Genomic DNA, 18834 nt, shown 5'->3' with positions numbered 1-18834 from the left:
GGTCCTGTTCAGCCGCCGAGTTCGTCCGCCAGCGCCCGCAGGGCCAGCAGGTACGAGCCGATCCCGAATCCGGCGACCGTACCGGACGCGACCGCGGCGACCACCGAGGTGTGGCGGAATTCCTCGCGTGCGTACGGGTTGGAGATGTGCACCTCGATGAGCGGCGCGGTCCGCTGGGCCGCCGCGTCGCGCATTCCGTACGAGTAGTGCGTGAACGCACCGGGGTTGAGGACGACCGGGAGGGAACCGTCGGCCGCCTCGTGCAGCCAGCGGATCATCTCGCCCTCGTCGTTCGTCTCTCGTACGTCGACGTCGAAGCCGAGTTCCTTACCGAGGCCCTGGCACGCGTCCACGAGACCCGCGTACGAGGTGGCGCCGTACACATCGGGTTCGCGGGAGCCCAGCCGCCCGAGGTTGGGTCCGTTGAGGACGAGCACGCGGCGGCTCACGCGGAGACCTCTCCGAAGGCCGCGAGCAGCACGGCCGGGTCGGGGCCCTCCAGCACGGTCGGCTTGGCCAGTCCGTCCAGGACGATGAAGCGCAGCAGGTCGCCGCGGGACTTCTTGTCGACCTTCATGGTCTCCAGGAGCTTGGGCCACTGGTCGCCGCGGTAGGTCAGCGGGAGCCCGACCGACTCGAGCACGGTGCGGTGGCGCTCGGCGGTCGCGTCGTCCAGCCGCCCGGCCAGTCGGCCCAGCTCGGCGGCGAAGACCATGCCGACGGAGACCGCCGCGCCGTGCCGCCACTTGTAGCGCTCGTTCTTCTCGATGGCGTGCGCCAGCGTGTGGCCGTAGTTGAGGATCTCGCGCAGCCCGGATTCCTTGAGGTCGCTGGAGACGACCTCGGCCTTGACCCGGATGGAGCGCTCGATCAGCACGGCTGTGTGCGGTCCCGCCGGGGTGCGTGCGCCCTGCGGGTCCGCCTCGATCAGCTCGAGGATCGCCGGATCCGCGATGAAACCGGCCTTGATGATCTCTGCCATGCCGCTGACGTAGTCGTGGACCGGGAGCGAGTCGAGCGCGCCGAGGTCGCAGAGGACGCCGGCCGGTGGGTGGAAGGCGCCCACCAGGTTCTTGCCCTCGGCGGTGTTGATACCGGTCTTGCCGCCGACGGCCGCGTCGACCATGCCGAGTACCGTCGTCGGCACGGCGATCCAGCGCACTCCGCGCAGCCAGCTCGCGGCCACGAATCCGGCGAGGTCGGTGGTGGCGCCGCCGCCCACGCCGACGAGGACATCGGTGCGGGTGAACCCGGTCTGCCCGAGTGCCTTCCAGCAGTACGCGGCGACCTCCGCGGTCTTCGCCTCTTCGGCGTTGGGCACCTGGATGGCGACCGCCTCGTACCCCTGGCCCGCGAGGTCCTCGCGGATCGCCTCGCCGGTCCCGGCGAGCGCCTCGGGGTGGATGACGGCGACGCGCTTGGCCCGGGGGCCGATCAGCCCCGGGAGTTCACCGAGCAGCTGACGGCCGACGAGCACCTCGTACGGGTCGGTGCCCGCCGTGCCGGCGACCTGGATGCGAGTGACTGCCTGGTCCTGGTCCGTCATGCGTCCTTCAATTCGAGTGCGTCGAGGACCGCCTGGGCGACCTCTTCGGGGGTGCGCCCGTCGGTGGAGACGACGACGCGCGCGGCTTCGGTGTAGAGATGGCGCCGGGCGTCCATCAGCTCTCGCCACTGCCGGCGCGGGTTGACGGCGAGCAGCGGGCGGGCGGTGTTCAACCCGACGCGCCGCACGGCCTCCTCGACGTCCATGGAGAGATAGACCACGGGCAGGGGGGCCAGCAGCTCCCGGGTGCCCTCGTCGAGGACCGCTCCCCCACCGAGGGAGAGCACGCCCGTGTGCTCGGCGACCGCGGTCCGTACCGCGGCGCGCTCCAGCTCGCGGAAGCGCGGCTCGCCGTCCTCGATGAAGATGTCCGAGATCTCCCGGCCTTCCGCGGTGACGATATCGGCGTCGGTGTCCCGGTAGCCGATGCCGAGCCGCTCGGACAGCAGAGCGCCGACGGTGGACTTGCCGACGCCCATCGGCCCGATCAGCACGACCCGCGGGCCTGCGGCCGCGTGTGCGTCGCTCACCGGATGGCCAGGTGCTCGAGGTACGTCTGTACGTTGCGACGGGTCTCGATGACGCTGTCACCACCGAACTTCTCGGCGACCGCGTCGGCGAGCACCAGCGCCACCATGGCCTCGGCGACGATCCCGGCAGCGGGCACGGCGCACACGTCGGAGCGTTGGTGGTGCGCGGCGGCGGTCTCACCGGTGGCCACGTCGATGGTCTTCAGGGCCCGGGGCACGGTCGCGATCGGCTTCATCGCGGCACGCACCCGCAGCAGCTCCCCGGTGGTGAGCCCGCCCTCGGTGCCACCGGACCGGCCGGAGGTGCGCCGGATGCCCTCCGCAGTGGCGATGATCTCGTCGTGCGCCTTGGAGCCGGGCACCCGCGCCAGCTCGAAACCGTCACCGACCTCGACGCCCTTGATGGCCTGGATGCCCATGAGCGCGGCGGCGAGCCGGGCGTCCAGGCGCCGGTCCCAGTGGACATGGGAGCCGAGGCCGACGGGCACTCCGTAGGCGAGGACCTCGACCACTCCGCCGAGGGTGTCGCCGTCCTTATGGGCCTGGTCGATCTCGGCGACCATCGCCTTCGAGGCGTCGGCGTCGAGGCAGCGCACCGGGTCGGCATCCAGCTTCTCGACATCGGCGGGCGTCGGGTACACGCCGTACGGGGCCTTCGCGGCGGCCAGCTCCACGACATGCGAGACGATCTCGATGCCCGCGGTCTCCTTGAGGTAGGAGCGCGCCACGGCGCCGAGGGCCACACGGGCGGCGGTCTCGCGGGCGCTGGCGCGCTCCAGGATCGGCCGGGCCTCGTCGAAGCCGTACTTCTGCATTCCGGCGAGGTCCGCGTGGCCGGGGCGGGGGCGGGTCAGCGGAGCGTTCCTGGCCAGCTCGGCGAGCACGTCCGGGTCCACCGGGTCGGCTGCCATGACCTTGTCCCACTTGGGCCACTCGGTGTTCCCGACCATGACCGCGACCGGGGAGCCGAGCGTGAGCCCGTGCCGTACGCCGCCGAGGAAGGTGACCTCGTCCCGCTCGAACTTCATCCGCGCACCGCGTCCGTAGCCGAGGCGCCGCCTGGCCAGGTGATCGGCCACCATCTCGGTGGTGACCGGGACGCCGGCGGGAAGGCCCTCCAGCGTCGCCACCAGTGCGGGGCCGTGCGACTCTCCCGCGGTCAGCCAGCGCAACCTGCTCAACGGTGCTCCTCTTGCTCGCGCCTGGAATGCGACGGCGCGACCTGGGGCGCGGCCCTGGTCCGCCTCCTTTGATCCTCCCATGCCCCGGGGCGCGCAGCTGATCGTGGTCCAGCTATCGGACGCGGGCGCCTTCGCCACGCAGCCCGTCCGGCGTTTGCGTACGGGTCCTCCGGCCCACCGCACGTGTCAGGGCGCACCGCGAACCCCCGAACGCACCGCGGAACTCCGCCCGGCCGCGGAACCGCGCCCGGCTCCGGCCCATGCGGTCCTCGAGCATCAGCCAGCGGCATCAGCGGCGCGGGCTCTCCCCTGCCCCCTTGGAGCCCGAGCATGGGGTCTCCCCAGGCCCTCCGGGGCCGAGGAGGTGGGGCCTCCCCAGGCCCCCGGGCCGAGGGGACACATCGCAAGACAGTGGGGCTCCCCCGCCGAAGGCAGAGTCAGACCCCACTCGTACGGGGCATCCTCAGGCGACTCCCACAACGCAGCGTGGGAGTACCACCCGGCGAAGCCAGGGGCCAGCGCCATAGCCGGCGTCGGGAGCCCGAAAAGAACGCCCCCGACAGGGCCTAACGCTCCGCGAGGGCTCGCTCCCCCGCCGTGCGCATCGCGGTGAGGGGGCCCGGGGTGCGGCCGGTCATCAGTTCGACCTGGAGGACGGCCTGGTGGACCAGGAGGTCCAGGCCGCCGACGACGGCTCCGCCCTGCTCCGTCCAGGCGGCTGCGAGCGGGGTCGGCCACGGGTCGTACACCACGTCGAAGAAGGTGCCGGGGCGCTCCGGGACGTAGGGCGCGAGGACGTCCGTGGCCCCGGCCGGGGTGGTGGCGATGACCAGCGGGGCGTCAAGCGCATGACCCGCCTCCGCCCAGTCGGCGGTGTGCACCTCGACCCCGAGTCGCTCGCCCCAGCCGCGCATCTCCTCGGCGCGGGCGTGGGTGCGCACGTAGGCGGTGACCGGGCCCGTGCAGATGCGGGCGAGGGCGGCGAGAGCGGAGGACGCGGTGGCACCGGCGCCCAGCACGGCTGCGTGGTCGACCTTGTCCACGCCGCGCTCCCGCAGCGCGGCGATCATGCCCGGGATGTCGGTGTTGTCGCCGGTGCGGCGGCCGTCCTCGGTGAACACGACGGTGTTGACGGTTTCCACGGAGGCCGCGGTTCCGCTGATCTCGTCGAGCAGCGGGATGATCGCCCGCTTGAGCGGCATGGTCAGCGAGAGTCCGGCCCAGCCGCGACCGAGCTGCTCGAGGAAACCGGGCAGCTCCGCCTCGTTCACCTCGAAGCGGTCGTAGGTCCAGTCGCCGAGGCCGAGCGCCGCGTATGCGGCACGGTGCAGCACGGGAGACAGCGAGTGGGCGATCGGCGATCCGAGTACGGCGGCCCTGCGGGGGTCACTGACTGCCGCGCTGCGCATTGAACTTGTCCTTCAGCCTCTGGAACTCGGCGTGGGTCTTGGCGAACTCGGTCTTGTGCTCTCCGTCGGTGGCGACGAAGTACATCCAGCCGTCGGTCGTCGGAGTGGTGGCCCCTGTCAGTGCCTTCTGCCCGGGGTTGCCGATGGGGCCCGGGGTGAGGCCCTTCTGCGTGTACGTGTTGTACGGGTCCTGGTTGCTGTTGATCTCGGACTCGCTGATGTCGATCTTGCTCTCGCCCTTGAGATAGTTGAAGGCCGAGTCGAACTGGAGAAGCTGATTCGTTTCCGTGTTGGTGGCCTTGAGCCGGTTGTAGACGACCTCGGCCATCTTCCGGTAGTCGTCGTCCGTCTTGCCCTCAGCCTGGACCAGGCTGGCCACGGTGAGCAGCTCCCAGGGGCCGTCGAGACCGAGCTTCTTCGCCTTGGCCTCGAGGCCGACCCTGCCGTACTCCTGGTTGGCACGGGCCACCATCTTCTTGAGGACGTCCTCGGGCTTGGCTCCCTTGGCGACCGGGTACGTGGCGGGGAAGAGGAAGCCCTCGAGCGGGTCCTTGAGGTCCTCGTGGCCCTTGGCCCAGTCGGGGAGTCCGAGGTTCCCGGCCTGTTCCTTGGCGACGGACTCGGTCGTACCGGCCTTGAGTCCGAGGCGGGTGTCGATCTGTTCGTAGACCCAGGAGTTGCGCCGGCCCTCGCTGATGGTGAAGCCGTTGCGGCTGGCGGGCTTGAGCATCATGTCGACGGCGCTCGCCGCCGACATGCCCTTCTTCAGCGTGTAGACGCCGTCCTGGATCTTGGCCCCTTCGGGGTTCGCGCTCTGCGCGGCGACGAAGGCGTCGACGCTCTTCACCACGCCTGCGTCCTTGAGGGCGTTGCCGATGTCGGCGCCGGTCGCGCCCGGCTGGATCTCCACCTGCACGGAGCCGCTGCCACCGCCCGCGAAGTCCGGCGCGGCGCCGAACTTGTCCTGCCAGAGCTGGTAGCCGACGTAGCCCACGCCGCCGGCGCCACCGGCCAGTACGACCGCCACGAACAGGCAGGCGATGCCGTTGCGGCCCTTCTTCTGCTTCTTGGGGCCCCGGCCCCGGTCCTCTCCCGGGCCGCGGCGTGATCCGCCCGGCTCGGTGCCCTCGCCGTCGTCGGCAGGGTCCTCACCGGTGAAGAAGGGGTGGGTTTCCTCTTCCTGCTCCTGCTGCCACTCCTGATCGGGGCCGGTCTCCGGTCCCGGCTCGGCGGCCGGAGCGGTGCGGCGGCCGGGGGGCTGCGGCGGCGGGTAGGCGTCGGGGGTGCCGTAGAGGTCGGGCCGCTCGTCGCCGTAGGGCGTGGCGGCGGTGGGCTCGTACGGCATCGCCGCCTGCTGCGCGGTGTCCCAGCCCCCTGCGCCGTACTGGTACTGCTGCTGCTCGGCATAGCCCTGTTCGCCGTAGCCCTGCGCGGGGTACGGCTGACCGACGTACTGGTGCGAGCCCGTGCCGTAGACCTGCTGGTCGGCGTACTGCTGCTGGTCGCTGTACTGCTGGTACTGCTGCTGCCCGCCGTATTGCTGCTGCTGGTACTGCTGCTGTTCCGGGTAGCCCCCGTACTGCTGCTCCTGCTGCGGATACGGCTGCTGGTACTGGGCGTCGTAACCCTGGTCATAGCCGGGGGATGCCTGATGACCGGTCCATCCCTGGTCCCCGCCGTGACCCTGCTGCCCGTGGGCGGAGGGAGCGGCAGGGTCCTCGGGATGCCACGGTTCGGAGCCGGGGCTCCGGCCATATTCAGTCATCGATCCCCAAACAGCCGTGAGACGCCCGGACGGCCCGCCTCTACGTAGTGCGCCAGCTGTTCGAACAGCGGGCCGCATCGCGCGGAACGTTACCGTATCGCGATCAGATGACCACTTCGACGCTCTCCCCGGGCGGATTACCCGATACCCGTTCGGACTCAAGAGCGTTCTGAAGGATGATCACAGCGGCTGCCTGATCGATGACCGCGCGGCCCTTCCGGGATTTCACACCGGACGCCCGAAGCCCCTGAGTGGCCGAGACCGTGGTCATCCGCTCGTCCACCAGCCGCACCGGCACCGGTGCGATCCCTCGGGCCAGCTCCTGGGCGAAGGCCCTGACCTTGGCCGCCGCCGGGCCTTCCCCGCCGCTGAGCGAGCGGGGCAGGCCCACGACGACCTCGACCGGTTCGTACTCCTCGGTGATCTGGCGCAGCCGCCGGTGGGCGGCCGGGACGTCACGTCCGGGCACGGTCTCCACCGGCGTGGCGAGGACCCCGTCGGGGTCGCACGAGGCGACCCCGATCCGGGCATCCCCGACGTCGATCGCGAGTCGGCGTCCTCTGCGCATGACCGATGTCACGCCGATTCGGCGACGAGGCGCTCGACGGCGTCGATGGCATCGCCGATCGCCTCCGGGTTCTGACCGCCGCCCTGGGCCACGTCCGGCTTGCCGCCACCGCCGCCGCCGAGGGTCTTGGCGGCGGCGCGGACCAGGTCACCGGCCTTGAGACCGCGCTCGCGGGCGGACTCGTTGGTGGCGATCACCGTCAGCGGGCGGCCGTTGGCCGTGGTGAACACGGCCACGACCGCGGGACGGTCGCCGGCCCCCGACAACTGCTGCAGTCGGCCGCGCACGTCCAGGACCAGCTTGCGCAGATCGTCGGCGGAGGTGCCGTCCGGGACCTGTCCGGTGACCAGAGCGATGCCTCGGATGTCCTTGGCGCCCTGGGCGAGCCCGGCGGCGGCCTGCAGCACCTTCTCGGCGCGGAACTTCTCGATCTCCTTCTCGGCGTCCCTCAGCTTGCCGAGCATGCTGGCGACCTTCTCCGGAAGCTCCTCGGAACGGCCCTTGACCAGCTCCTGGAGCTGGGCGACGACCGTGTGCTCCTTGGCCAGGAAGTTGTAGGCGTCGACGCCGACGAGAGCCTCAATGCGGCGCACGCCGCTGCCGATCGACGACTCGCCGAGCAGCTTCACCAGGCCCAGCTGGGAGGTGTTGTGGACGTGCGTACCGCCGCAGAGTTCCTTGGAGAAGTCGCCGATGGTGACGACCCGGACCCGCTCGCCGTACTTCTCGCCGAACTCGGCGATGGCGCCCTGCTTCTTGGCCTCGTCGATGCTCATGACCTCGGCCTGGACGTCGAGCTCGCGGGCGAGCACCTCGTTGATCTTCTGCTCGACGTCGGTGAGGACCGTACCGGGCACGGCGGCCGGGGAGCCGAAGTCGAAGCGGAAGCGGCCTGGCGAGTTCTCGGAGCCGGCCTGGGCGGCAGTGGGTCCGAGGGCGTCACGCAGCGCCTGGTGGGTGAGGTGGGTGGCGCTGTGGGCGCGGGCGATGGCACGGCGGCGCTTGACGTCGATGGCGGCGTAGGCGGAGGCGCCCACGGTCACCTCGCCGACCTGCACCGAGCCCTTGTGCACGGAGACACCCGGGACCGGCTGCTGGACATCGCGGACCTCGATGACGGCTCCGCTGTCGAGCCTGATCCGGCCCTGGTCGGCGAGCTGGCCGCCGCCCTCGGCGTAGAACGGGGTGCGGTCGAGCACGACCTCGACCTCGTCGCCCTCGGAGGCGGCGGGCGAGGGCACGCCGTCGACGAGCAGACCGACGATGGTCGACTCGCCCTCGGTGCCGGCATAGCCGGTGAACTCCGTCGCCCCTGAGGTGTCGGCGACCTCGCGGTAGGCGGACAGGTCGGCGTGGCCGGTCTTCTTGGCCTTGGCGTCGGCCTTGGCGCGCTCCCGCTGCTCCTTCATCAGGCGCCGGAAGCCGTCCTCGTCCACGGTCAGGCCCTGCTCGGCGGCCATCTCGAGAGTGAGGTCGATCGGGAAGCCCCAGGTGTCGTGGAGCAGGAAGGCCTTGTCGCCGGGGAGCACGGTGCCGCCGGCGGACTTGGTGTCGGTGACGGCGGTGTCGAGGATGTTGGTGCCGCCCTTGAGGGCCTTCAGGAAGGCGGCCTCTTCGGCCAGCGCGACGGCCTCGATGCGCTTGCGGTCGGTCTCCAGCTCCGGGTACTGCTGGCCCATGGCCTTGATGACCACGTCGATGAGCGTGGCGACCACCGGCTCGGTGGCGCCGAGCAGCCGCATGTTGCGGATGGCGCGGCGCATGATGCGGCGCAGGACGTAGCCGCGGCCCTCGTTGCCGGGGGTGACGCCGTCGCCGATGAGCATCACGGACGTACGGAGGTGGTCGGCGACGACGCGCAGCGAGACATCGCTGGCGTCGGCGGCGCCGTAGCGGACACCGGTGAGCTCGGTGGCCTTGTCGATCACGACGCGCAGGGTGTCGGTCTCGTACATGTTCCGTACGCCCTGAAGGATCATGGCGAGGCGTTCGAGACCGAGGCCGGTGTCGATGTTCTTGCTCGGGAGGTCGCCGAGGATCTCGAAGTCCTCCTTGCCGGAGCCCTCGCCGCGCTCGTACTGCATGAAGACCAGGTTCCAGATCTCCACATAGCGCTCGTCGTTGACGGCCGGACCGCCCTCGACGCCGAACTCCGGTCCCCGGTCGTAGTTGATCTCCGAGCAGGGTCCGCAGGGGCCCGGGACGCCCATGGACCAGAAGTTGTCCTTCTTGCCCAGGCGCTGGATGCGCTCGGCGGGCACGCCGACCACCTCGCGCCAGATGCGCTCGGCCTCGTCGTCGTCGAGGTAGACGGTGATCCAGAGCTTCTCCGGCTCCAGCCCGTAGCCGCCGTCAGCCACCGGGGCGGTGAGCAGCTCCCAGGCGTACTTGATGGCGCCTTCCTTGAAGTAGTCGCCGAAGGAGAAGTTGCCGCACATCTGGAAGAACGTGCCGTGGCGGGTGGTCTTGCCGACCTCTTCGATGTCCGGCGTGCGCACGCACTTCTGCACGCTGGTGGCGCGCGGGGCGGGCGGCTTGGTCTCGCCGAGGAAGTACGGCTTGAAGGGGACCATACCGGCGTTGACCAGCAGCAGAGTCGGGTCGTCCGCGATGAGCGACGCCGAAGGCACGACGGTGTGCCCGCGCTCCTCGAAGAAGCTCAGCCAGCGGCGGCGGATTTCAGCCGACTCCATCAGTGGTCCTCATTCCGGTCGTACGGGTACCTGCTGTCCAGGATCCCGTAGTGCTTGGTGTCCTGCTCGTGGTTTTCGGTGCGGCTCCCGAGTGCGGCGGAGCGCCGCTGCGCGGGGAGGCCTTGGTCGGGAGACTCGATGCCGAGAGCTTCACCGAGCTCGGCCTCGCGCTGGGCCATCGAGGCCCTGACGTCGAGTGCGAAGTCCTTGAGGCGGTGCCCGGTCTCGACCGCCTTGTTGGCCGCCTGGGCGGCGAGGCTCTCCGGGGTCAGCTGCCTGAGCTTGCGGTTGACCTTGGTGGTGGCCCACACACCGGCCGCGGCGCCCGCAGTGAACCAGAACGTACGGCGGAACATCGCTTGCTCAGCCCTTCTGCCTGCCCCGCCGCCGGGCGGCGGGGACGGTGCGCCCGACGACGGTGCGCCTGATCCGCTGGTCTGCCGGGGCGTCCGCCGCCTTGTCGCGGCTCAGGGCCCGGCGCACCCCGTAGCCGAATGCGGCGACCTTGACGAGGGGGCCGCCGAAGGTGGAGGCGACGGTGGTGGAAAGCGCCGACGCGTTGGAGGTGACCTCCTGGACGTCGGAGGCGATGGCGTCGACCCGGTCGAGCTGGGTCTGCGCGGAGCGCACGGTCGCCGACGCGTCCGCCAGCAAGGGCACGGCCTGCTCCGTCACATCCGCCACCAGCTTGGTGGTCGCCTTGAGCGTCTGGGCCAGCCTCACCAGAACCACGGCGAGGAAGGAGACCAGGATCGCCCAGAAGACGGCCACCAGGATCCCGGCAACCTCTCCACCGGTCACGCTGCACCGCTCCCTGATCGTTGTTGGGGCTTTCCTCGTTGAGGCTTCGTCATCGGGCTCGTCGTGGCCCGGAGAAGTCGTCATCCGACCCTATCGCGCCGGAGGTCACGTCCCGTACCGGATCAGGGACAGGAGCGCCTGCGATACGGGCCCGCGGGCCGGCCGGCGCGGCTCGGGCTGCCTGGGCGGCGGCCCGAGGCGGCCCGAACCCGGCCGGGCAATGCGAGAGCCCGCCTCTCCGGCCGGGCAGGCGCGGAGGGACGGGCTCAGGCGTGAAACCGATGGTGCTACGGCCGCTGGATCAGCGGGCGTAGTACTCGACGACGAGCTGCTCGTCGCAGATCACCGGGATCTCCTTGCGGTTCGGGTCCCGGTCCAGGCGGAAGGCCAGCGCCTTCAGGTTGACCTGAAGGTAGCGGGGGGTCTCGCCGTCGGGGGCGTAACCACCCTCACGGGCGACCTGGAACGGGTGCTTGGCGCGGGAGCGCTCGCGGACCGTCACGACGTCGTCGGGGCGCACGCGGAAGGACGGCTTGTCGACCTTGCCACCGTTCACCTCGATGTGGCCGTGGACCACCATCTGACGGGCCTGGTAGATCGTGCGAGCGATACCGGAGCGCAGCACCAGGGCGTCGAGACGGCGCTCGAGCTCGATGATGAGAGCCTCACCGGTCTTGCCCTGGACCTTGCTGGCACGCTCGTAGGCGCGGACCAGCTGACGCTCGGAGACGTCGTACTGAGCGCGGAGACGCTGCTTCTCGAGCAGACGGACCTTGTAGTCCGAGTTCTGCTTGCGGCCACGGCCGTGCTCACCCGGCGGGTAGGGGCGAGCCTCGAAGTACTTGACGGCCTTCGGCGTCAGGGCGATGCCGAGTGCACGCGACTTCTTGACCTTGGGTCGCGACTGGTTCACGGGGAACCTACCTCCATGTAAGTTAGGTGAGCCTTACCTTAGCGAGGAGGACGTAATGTCTCGACCGCATGGGATCCCCCTGCCCAGAGCGCATCGCAGTTCAGACCACTCGAACGAATCGGTGACTGCTTACGACGACGATGAACAAGGTCAGCCGCGTCCCAGGGAAGACGCTCGGCAGCCCACCAAAGCCGAGCGCGTACGAACCCTCGTTGAATACAACGCCACAGTATTCCTCACCTTGCCGGGTGCTCGCGACCACGGTCCCGGGTTCTGGGACCCCGCCGCCCGCACCGTGACACCCGAGGGGGACGTCGTACTGCTTGTGCCATGGGATTCTCCCACGGCACGGGCCGCCGCCTACGCCCAGGACGACGACCTGACCTGCGTGATGGAGATCACGGACATCGCTCCGGTGGCGGTGCGCCAGCGCGTGCGGGGCCGCGCGTGGCTGGCGGGCTGGCTCACCGCCGCACGGGGCGAGGACCGGGCCCGCTGCATCGAGCTGCTCGCCGAGCGGCACCCGGTGAGTGCCGTGCTGGAGAGCGACGGCGAGCAGCCCGCCTGGATGCCGGTGCGGCTGGAGGTCGGCGAGATCTCGCTGGACGATCTCTGGGGCGCCGGCTGTGTGGACCCCGAGCTGCTGGCCGGAGCCCGGCCGGATCCGGTCGCGCGGCACGAGGCGGAGCTGCTCCAACACCTGCACTCCGCACACGGCGACCAGGTACGCGCGCTCGCCACCCTGCTCGGCGACCGTCCGGAAACGGACCCGGCGGAGGTGCGGGAGGTGGTGCCGCTGGCGCTGGACCGCTTCGGGCTGCGGGTGCGGCTCACCGGGGCGCAGCGCGGGACCTTCGACGCCCGCTTCGACTTTCCCGAGCCTGTCGAGGACATCGCCGGCCTGCGGCGCGCGATGCACACCCTGTTCGCCGCGGCCCTGGGCTGAGGGCTGTCCCGTCAGCGCTCCGCAGGAAAACCGGCGCGTCACCTGGGGGTCCCCCCGACCGCGGCCGGGGGAATCGGTGCGGTTCGGCCGTGCACAAAGGGGGCGCGGGCCAGGCGGGAGTTCGCACACACGGCTCGGCCACGAGGAATCACCGGACCTCGCCGGACCCGCTCACCGTCCGGGACGGACCCTGGAGGAGACGGGCCAGGCAGACGTATCTGGGGGGCGCGCCCGCGCCGACGTCCACTGATGCGCTCCCGGGGAGAACCCGGGAAATCACGAACGGGTCGCACCCGTGCTGAAGCACCTCATGGCGGCCGGTCGGCCGCGGCAGCCGAGACGGCGCACCAGCCGTCGCAGACCAGGCTGTCCTGACCAGCCCGGATGAAGCGACTGCATCCGCTCCCCGGCGAAGTCGGTGGCCTTCGGCGAGGCGACGTCATCCACCCGCACCTCGGTGTCGCAGAGCTCGTCCAGCCACCCCAGAGAGCTGAACAGGCTCAGTCGCCCTTCTGCTCGCCCCTCAGCCGCTCGCGGACCCTCTCCACCACGTCCGCGTAACGCGCCTCCGCGCCATAGCGCGTCGGCTCGTAATAGCGCTTGCCGTGGATCGCGTCCGGGGCGTACTGCTGGGCGGCGATGGCACCCGGGACGTCATGCGGATAGACATACCCCTGGGCGTGGCCCAGCTTGGCTGCCCCCTTGTAGTGACCGTCCCGTAGATGAGCCGGGACGGACCCGGCGAGCCCACCGCGCACATCCGCGAGGGCGGCGCCTATCGCGGTCGTCGCCGCATTGGACTTCGGTGCGAGGGCGAGGGCGATCGTGGCATGGCTCAGGGTGAGCGCCGCCTCGGGGAAGCCGATCATGGCCACGGCCTGGGCGGCGGCGACCGCGGTCGGCAGGGCCGTCGGATCGGCGAGGCCGATGTCCTCGCTCGCCGAGATCATTAGACGGCGTGCGATGAACCGCGGGTCCTCCCCCGCCTCGATCATCCGCGCGAGATAGTGCAGCGCGGCGTCGACGTCGGAGCCGCGGATGGACTTGATCAGCGCGCTCGCCACGTCGTAGTGCTGGTCCCCGTCGCGGTCGTACTTCACCGCGGCGCGGTCGACCGTCTCCTCCAGGGTGCTCAGGAAGATCTCCTGCTCGCCCTTCGCGATCGCCGCACCCGCTGCGGCCTCCAGCGCGGTCAGCGCCCGTCTGGCGTCTCCCCCGGCGATCCGCAGCAGATGCGCCTGCGCGTCATCCTGGAGCCCCAGCGCGCCACCGAGTCCCCGCGCGTCCTCCAGGGCACGGCGCAGCAGGTCGCGCAGATCGTCATCGGTGAGCGGCTCCAGCGTGAGGAGCAGTGAACGGGAGAGCAGCGGGGAGATCACGGAGAAGTACGGATTCTCGGTGGTCGCGGCAATGAGCGTGACCCAGCGGTTCTCGACGGCCGGCAGCAGGGAGTCCTGCTGGGCCTTGCTGAAGCGGTGGATCTCGTCCAGGAAGAGCACGGTCTCCTTGCCGAAGCCACCCGCGGCCCTGCGGGCACCCTCGATGACCGCCCGGACCTCCTTGACCCCCGCGGTGATCGCCGATAGCTCGACGAAGCGCTTGTTGGTCGCCTTGGAGACGACGTACGCCAGGGTCGTCTTGCCCGTGCCCGGCGGACCCCAGAGGATCACGGACGAGGCACCCGCGGGTCCTGTGCCGCCTTCACCGACCAGCCGCCGCAGCGGCGACCCGGGCTTCAGCAGATGCTGCTGGCCCACCACCTCGTCCAGGGTGCGCGGACGCATCCGTACGGCCAGGGGGCTGGCGGACGGGTCCTTCTCCTGGCGCTCCTCGGCGGCTGCGGTAAAGAGATCGGGCTCCACGCCGTGAAGCCTAGGTCAGACCACTGACAGCGCCGTACCGGAACCCGGGGCCTGGCTCAGCTGGTCCAGAAGTCCCACCAGCGGGTCAGCACCAGCATCCCGATGACGCCGGTGTGGAGCACCGGCAGGACCCAGGTGAACTCGCCGAGGAAGTTCCTGGCCCAGGCCGGTGCCGGGAGCAGACCGGCCCGGACGTTGTGCGAGGTCACGTACCAGAACATGAAGATCGTGGCGACCCAGGCCAGGCAGCACCACAGGCACAGCGCGTTGATGTTGTACAGCGACTGGTACTGGAGCCAGGTGCAGAAGCCGACGCCGAAGAGCGTGCCCGCGTTGAACGTCAGCCAGTACCAGCGCGGGAAGCGCGCTCCGGCCAGCAGGCTCACCCCGACGCAGATCACGATGCCGTAGGCGACAAGACCGAGCATCGGGTTGGGGAACCCGAACGCGGATGCCTGTTCGCTCTCCATGACGCTGCCGCAGGAGACGATCGGGTTGAGGCTGCATCCGGGCGTGAAGGTGGTGCCCGCGATCTTGGCTTCGAGGATCTTGAACTTGTCGATCGTGATGACCCAGGAGGCCAGCAGCCCGGCGGCGCCGGTGACCACCAGGAGCCAGGCGAACGCACGACTGCCCCCGACCGCGCCGCGCACCCCGCCCTCCTTCTCCTGGCCGGAGGACACCCCGTCAACCGCTGAAGTCGTCATATCGCCGTTCCATCACTCGGGTCACTGGCTGGCACGGTCATTCTGCCGCACCCCTGCCGGTGTCCACCGTTCGATGGACATAAGGACGTACGCCCGGGGGGCCCGGTGGCCGGGGTTCCGCACGAGTCTTGACGTCATGACGACAACGGCAGTGGAAGTGCGCGGGCTTCGCAAACAGTACGGCGAGGTCACCGCGCTGGATGGCCTGGACCTCTCGATCACGCGGGGCGAGGTTTTCGGTCTGCTGGGGCACAACGGAGCAGGCAAGAGCACGACCGTGGAGATCCTCCAGGGATACCGCGACCGGGACGGCGGTGACGTCCAGGTCCTCGGCTCGGACCCCGCCAAGGCGGGCCGCGCCTGGCGGGCGAAGGTGGGCATCGTCTGGCAGGACGAGTCAACTCCCGCCGAGCTGACCGTCCGCGAGACCGTGGAGCACTTCGCGCGCTACTACCCCGCGCCCCGCGACCCGGCCCAGGTGATCCGTCTCGTGGGCCTGGAGCACAAGGCGGACGCGCGGACCAGAGGACTGTCCGGAGGGCAGCGGCGCAGGCTCGACGTGGCGCTCGGAGTGATCGGCGACCCGGAACTCCTGTTGCTCGACGAGCCCACCACCGGCTTCGACCCGGCGGCCCGCAGGCAGTTCTGGGAATTGATCCAGCAGCTCGCCGAGGAGGGCACCACGATCCTGCTCACCACGCACTACCTGGAGGAAGCCGAGACCCTCGCCGACCGTCTCGCCATCGTGAACCGGGGCAAGATCGTCGCCGGGGGCTCGCCCGCCGAACTGCGCTCCCGCTTCGGCAACGGCGCCACCGTCGCCTGGACCGAGGCGGACGGCACTCCTCGCAGTGCCGCCACCGACACTCCGACCCGCACCGTCGCCGAGCTGATGAGCCGCTTCGACGGCGAGGTCCCCGGTCTGACGGTCAGCCGTCCCACCCTTGAGGACGTGTATCTGCGCCTCACCGAGCAGCGCGGTGCCCGCGAGCCCGCCGGCACCGGCCACGCCGGCCGACTCGACGCCGGCCGCAACTCCCAGCTGACCGAGGACGACGCCCGATGAGCACCGAAACCACCTCCACCACACCCGCCGTCCGGCAGACCGCCGCCTCCGTGCCCGGCACCTGGGCACTCGGCCTGAGCCGGGGGGCGCTGGAACTGAAGCAGTTCATCCGCAAACGGGACGCGGTGATCTTCACCTTCGCCTTCCCGGTCGTCTTCCTGGTGCTCTTCGCCTCGATCTTCAGCGACGACGTGCCGGAGGCCGGGGTGAGCGCGTCCCAGCTCTACGCGGCCGGCATGGTCGCGGCGGGCATCATGTCCACGAGCTTCCAGTCGCTCGGCATCTCCATCGCGATCGAACGGGACGAGAAGGTGCTGCGGCGGCTGCGGGGCACGCCGATGCCGCCCGCCGCGTACTTCCTCGGCAAGGTGTGGATGGTGCTGGTCACCGGAATCGCGGAGACCGCGGTGCTGCTGCTGGTGGGCGCGACGCTGTTCGACCTCGATCTGCCCACCACGGCCGCGAAGTGGCTCGCGTTCGGCTGGATCTTCGTCCTCGGCATCACCGGGTGTGCACTGCTGGGCATCGCGATCAGCAGCCTGCCGCGGTCCGGCAGCACAGCCAGCTCCGTGGTCGTACTGCCCTTCCTGATCCTCCAGTTCATCTCGGGGGTGTACATCCCGGTCGGCACCATCCCGTCCTGGCTGCTGGACATCAGCTCGTTCTTCCCGCTCAAGTGGATGTGCCAGGGCTTCCGGGGGATCTTCCTGCCCGAGTCCGCAGCCGTGCTCGAACCGGCCGGGGGCTGGGAATTCGGCAGGATCGCGCTGGTGCTCGGTGCCTGGTGCATCGGAGGATTGGTCCTGTGTCTGCTGACCTTCAGGTGGAAGAGCCGCCGCGACGGATGACGATGCCCATGCCGATGGCCAGGCGCGGGGCGCGCGACATCCACATCTGGGATCGCACGTCCCGCACCTGGGACTTCTACTACGCCGCGGTGTGGCTGGCGACCCTGACCGGCGTCTACGGCGCCGACTCTCCCGAACTGCGCTACCGGATCGCCGCCCTTGTCCTTCTCACGCTGATGGTCCCGTGGTACCTGCTGGCGGGCCGGCCGCGGATGCTCAGCTCCGCCGCCGACGAGGACACGGCGGCGGTGCGCTATCTGGCCGGGGTGGTGCTGCTGTTCCTGGTGCCCGCCTCTCTGGTCGGCGAGACGCGGGTGGGCACGTTCGCCCTCGCACCGCAGTGCTTCATGCTGCTGTCCCCTCGCCGTGCGATGGCGTGGCTGGCAGTCATCAACCTCGTACCGGTGGCGGGCTGGTCGCTCTTCTGGCGGCCACCGGTCCATCTGGTGGTGTTCAACGTCCTGTTCGCGCTCGTCAGCCTCGCCTTCTCCGGCTTCTTCGGGGTCTGGATCGACCGGATCATCACCCAGAGCAAGGAACGGGCCGCGCTCATCGGCGAGCTGGAGGCCAGCCGCGAGGAAGTGGCCCGGCTCTCGGTGGAGCGCGGAGCCCTCACCGAAAGGGAAAGGATGTCCCGGGAGATCCACGACACGCTGGCCCAGGGCTTCACGAGCCTGCTGATGCTGGTCCAGGCGGTGCAGTCGGAACTCGACACCGACCCGGCGCAGGCACGAAGGCACCTCGATCTGATGGCAGTGACAGCCCGTCAGAATCTGGCCGAGGCACGAGCCCTGGTCGCGGGTGGCGCGCCCGCCGATCTCGACGGCGGTTCGCTGCCCGACGCGGTGTCCCGGCTCGCTGCCCGGCATGACCCGCCGGCCGCGCTCGCGGTCACGGGCGAGGCCCGCCCGCTGCCCGCGGCCTTGGAGGTGGTCGCCCTGCGTACCTGCCAGGAAGCCCTCGCCAACGCGGCGAAGCACGCGGGCCCCGGGGCCGGGGTGGCGCTGTCCCTGGACTACGACGATCATCGACTTACCGTCGCCGTCCGGGACACGGGCCGGGGCTTCGATCCGGCCCTGCCCAGCCAGGGCTACGGCCTGCGAGGTCTCCGGGCCCGCGCCGCCGAGGTCGGCGGGACCGCCGAGGTCGTCAGCACGCCCGGCGACGGCACCACGGTCACCGTCACCCTGAGGAGTCAGCCATGATCCGCATCCTGCTCGCGGACGACCACCCGGTCGTCCGGGAGGGCCTGCGCGGGATGCTCAGCGCCGAACCCGGTCTGGAGGTGGTCGGGGAGGCCGCGAACGGACCGCAGGCGGAGGCCCTGGCCGCCGAACTGCGGCCGGACATCGTGCTGATGGATCTGAGGATGCCCGGCGGCGACGGCGTGGACTCCATCGCCCGAATGACGGCGGCGGGCCTGTCCTGCCGGATCGTGGTGCTGACCACGTACGAGACGGACCGGGACATCCTGCGTGCCGTGGAGGCGGGTGCCGCGGGCTATCTGCTCAAGGACATGGCACGAGCGGAACTCGCCGACGCGGTGCGCGCCGCCGTTCGCGGGGAGACGGTCCTCGCGCCGTCGGTGGCGGCGCGTCTGATGGACCAGTTGCGCACCAGACCGGAGCGCCCACGGCTGTCGGAGCGTGAGGCGGCCGTGCTGCGCCTGGTGGCGGAGGGCGCGACGAACGCGGAGATCGGGCGCCGGCTCTACGTCGCCGAGTCGACCGTGAAGACCCATATGCTGCGGATCTTCAACAAACTGGATGTCACCGACCGTACGGCCGCCGTGACCAGCGCGATGCGGCAGGGGCTGCTCTAGGTGTCCTGTCCGAGCGGTCCTTGAGGACCGACCGGACAGGACCTGCTGGGCGGGCCCGGGGGGGGGGCGGGGGTGCCCCCCCCCCGCCCCCCCCGGAGGGAAAAAAGGTCCCGGTGAACCCCCCCCCCCCCGCGCGCGCCCCCGCCGAGGTGGGACCCGACAACAAGTAGCTATTGA

At 70.5% G+C, this 18834-nt stretch carries 18 protein-coding genes; 5 read left to right on the top strand and 13 right to left on the bottom strand.

Going from position 1 to position 18834, the window contains the following annotated elements; translation table 11 throughout:
• Positions 1–8: 8 nt before the first annotated feature.
• The 11 genes from ACFV6V_RS09735 to rpsD form a co-directional block, all read right to left on the bottom strand.
• Positions 9–449: a type II 3-dehydroquinate dehydratase gene (locus tag ACFV6V_RS09735; protein ID WP_361285936.1), complete on the bottom strand. Its 441-nt coding sequence runs from the start codon at positions 447–449 to the stop codon at positions 9–11.
• Entirely contained in the window at positions 446–1546 is a 1101-nt protein-coding gene (gene aroB, locus ACFV6V_RS09730) for a 3-dehydroquinate synthase (protein WP_385561646.1), read from the bottom strand. The genes ACFV6V_RS09735 and aroB overlap by 4 nt, the downstream gene beginning before the upstream one ends.
• Positions 1543–2025, bottom strand: a complete 483-nt coding sequence (locus tag ACFV6V_RS09725; RefSeq protein ID WP_385561805.1) for a shikimate kinase — start codon at positions 2023–2025, stop codon at positions 1543–1545. Before ACFV6V_RS09725 ends, aroB begins: the two co-directional genes overlap by 4 nt.
• A 47-nt stretch (positions 2026–2072) precedes the next feature.
• The gene (gene aroC, locus ACFV6V_RS09720; protein WP_385561643.1) at positions 2073–3257 is read right to left on the bottom strand and encodes a chorismate synthase; all 1185 of its coding nucleotides are present in this window, start codon (positions 3255–3257) and stop codon (positions 2073–2075) included.
• Between the two features lie 566 nt (positions 3258–3823).
• On the bottom strand, positions 3824–4666 hold the full coding sequence (locus ACFV6V_RS09715) for a shikimate dehydrogenase (protein ID WP_385561640.1): 843 nt from the start codon (positions 4664–4666) through the stop codon (positions 3824–3826).
• Complete coding sequence (gene mltG, locus ACFV6V_RS09710; protein WP_385561637.1) at positions 4644–6431, bottom strand: endolytic transglycosylase MltG; 1788 nt, start codon at positions 6429–6431, stop codon at positions 4644–4646. Before mltG ends, ACFV6V_RS09715 begins: the two co-directional genes overlap by 23 nt.
• Before the next feature lie 103 nt (positions 6432–6534).
• Positions 6535–6999, bottom strand: coding sequence for a Holliday junction resolvase RuvX (ruvX, locus tag ACFV6V_RS09705; RefSeq protein ID WP_385561634.1), 465 nt, complete (start codon positions 6997–6999; stop codon positions 6535–6537).
• An 8-nt stretch (positions 7000–7007) separates the two neighbouring features.
• Complete coding sequence (gene alaS, locus ACFV6V_RS09700; protein ID WP_385561631.1) at positions 7008–9692, bottom strand: alanine--tRNA ligase; 2685 nt, start codon at positions 9690–9692, stop codon at positions 7008–7010.
• Positions 9692–10048: a DUF6167 family protein gene (locus ACFV6V_RS09695; protein WP_385561628.1), complete on the bottom strand. Its 357-nt coding sequence runs from the start codon at positions 10046–10048 to the stop codon at positions 9692–9694. The genes alaS and ACFV6V_RS09695 overlap by 1 nt, the downstream gene beginning before the upstream one ends.
• 7 nt (positions 10049–10055) lie before the next feature.
• The gene (locus ACFV6V_RS09690; RefSeq protein ID WP_385561625.1) at positions 10056–10493 is read right to left on the bottom strand and encodes a DUF948 domain-containing protein; all 438 of its coding nucleotides are present in this window, start codon (positions 10491–10493) and stop codon (positions 10056–10058) included.
• Between the two features lie 301 nt (positions 10494–10794).
• Positions 10795–11406, bottom strand: a complete 612-nt coding sequence (gene rpsD / locus ACFV6V_RS09685) for a 30S ribosomal protein S4 (protein WP_385561623.1) — start codon at positions 11404–11406, stop codon at positions 10795–10797.
• Between the two features lie 241 nt (positions 11407–11647).
• Here rpsD and ACFV6V_RS09680 point away from each other — a divergent pair, with 241 nt between their 5' ends.
• Entirely contained in the window at positions 11648–12352 is a 705-nt protein-coding gene (locus ACFV6V_RS09680; RefSeq protein WP_385561620.1) for a DUF2470 domain-containing protein, read from the top strand.
• 500 nt (positions 12353–12852) lie between these two features.
• Here ACFV6V_RS09680 and ACFV6V_RS09675 read toward each other — a convergent pair whose 3' ends face one another.
• Positions 12853–14214 carry a replication-associated recombination protein A gene (locus ACFV6V_RS09675; RefSeq protein WP_385561617.1) on the bottom strand — a complete coding sequence of 454 codons (1362 nt, stop codon included), beginning with the start codon at positions 14212–14214 and terminating at the stop codon, positions 12853–12855.
• A gap of 56 nt (positions 14215–14270) precedes the next feature.
• Positions 14271–14921, bottom strand: a complete 651-nt coding sequence (locus ACFV6V_RS09670; protein ID WP_385561614.1) for a vitamin K epoxide reductase family protein — start codon at positions 14919–14921, stop codon at positions 14271–14273.
• A gap of 136 nt (positions 14922–15057) precedes the next feature.
• Here ACFV6V_RS09670 and ACFV6V_RS09665 point away from each other — a divergent pair, with 136 nt between their 5' ends.
• The 4 genes from ACFV6V_RS09665 to ACFV6V_RS09650 are packed head-to-tail and all read left to right on the top strand — an operon-like array spanning position 15058 to position 18657.
• Positions 15058–15987: an ABC transporter ATP-binding protein gene (locus ACFV6V_RS09665; RefSeq protein ID WP_385561612.1), complete on the top strand. Its 930-nt coding sequence runs from the start codon at positions 15058–15060 to the stop codon at positions 15985–15987.
• Complete coding sequence (locus ACFV6V_RS09660; protein WP_385561610.1) at positions 15984–16835, top strand: ABC transporter permease; 852 nt, start codon at positions 15984–15986, stop codon at positions 16833–16835. Before ACFV6V_RS09665 ends, ACFV6V_RS09660 begins: the two co-directional genes overlap by 4 nt.
• Complete coding sequence (locus ACFV6V_RS09655) at positions 16793–18040, top strand: sensor histidine kinase (RefSeq protein ID WP_385561607.1); 1248 nt, start codon at positions 16793–16795, stop codon at positions 18038–18040. The genes ACFV6V_RS09660 and ACFV6V_RS09655 overlap by 43 nt, the downstream gene beginning before the upstream one ends.
• A complete protein-coding gene (locus tag ACFV6V_RS09650; protein WP_385561604.1) occupies positions 18037–18657 on the top strand; it encodes a response regulator in 621 nt (206 codons plus the stop codon). Before ACFV6V_RS09655 ends, ACFV6V_RS09650 begins: the two co-directional genes overlap by 4 nt.
• Positions 18658–18834: the final 177 nt, after the last annotated feature.

Source organism: Streptomyces sp. NPDC059828 (genome assembly GCF_042731955.1).
GTDB lineage: Bacteria > Actinomycetota > Actinomycetes > Streptomycetales > Streptomycetaceae > Streptomyces.
The sequence above is the reverse complement of the archived record's forward strand: the minus strand, read 5'-3'. Positions and strand labels throughout refer to the sequence as shown.

What these genes read in the sequence shown, in the direction of transcription:
- aroB (WP_385561646.1), bottom strand. Translation starts at nt 1,546, where the DNA reads ATGACGGACCAGGACCAGGCAGTCACTCGCATCCAGGTCGCCGGCACG.
- alaS (WP_385561631.1), bottom strand. Translation starts at nt 9,692, where the DNA reads ATGGAGTCGGCTGAAATCCGCCGCCGCTGGCTGAGCTTCTTCGAGGAG.
- ACFV6V_RS09715 (WP_385561640.1), bottom strand. Translation starts at nt 4,666, where the DNA reads ATGCGCAGCGCGGCAGTCAGTGACCCCCGCAGGGCCGCCGTACTCGGA.
- ACFV6V_RS09665 (WP_385561612.1), top strand. Translation starts at nt 15,058, where the DNA reads ATGACGACAACGGCAGTGGAAGTGCGCGGGCTTCGCAAACAGTACGGC.
- ACFV6V_RS09695 (WP_385561628.1), bottom strand. Translation starts at nt 10,048, where the DNA reads ATGTTCCGCCGTACGTTCTGGTTCACTGCGGGCGCCGCGGCCGGTGTG.
- ACFV6V_RS09670 (WP_385561614.1), bottom strand. Translation starts at nt 14,921, where the DNA reads ATGACGACTTCAGCGGTTGACGGGGTGTCCTCCGGCCAGGAGAAGGAG.
- ACFV6V_RS09650 (WP_385561604.1), top strand. Translation starts at nt 18,037, where the DNA reads ATGATCCGCATCCTGCTCGCGGACGACCACCCGGTCGTCCGGGAGGGC.
- ACFV6V_RS09725 (WP_385561805.1), bottom strand. Translation starts at nt 2,025, where the DNA reads ATGGGCGTCGGCAAGTCCACCGTCGGCGCTCTGCTGTCCGAGCGGCTC.
- ACFV6V_RS09660 (WP_385561610.1), top strand. Translation starts at nt 15,984, where the DNA reads ATGAGCACCGAAACCACCTCCACCACACCCGCCGTCCGGCAGACCGCC.
- mltG (WP_385561637.1), bottom strand. Translation starts at nt 6,431, where the DNA reads ATGACTGAATATGGCCGGAGCCCCGGCTCCGAACCGTGGCATCCCGAG.
- ruvX (WP_385561634.1), bottom strand. Translation starts at nt 6,999, where the DNA reads ATGCGCAGAGGACGCCGACTCGCGATCGACGTCGGGGATGCCCGGATC.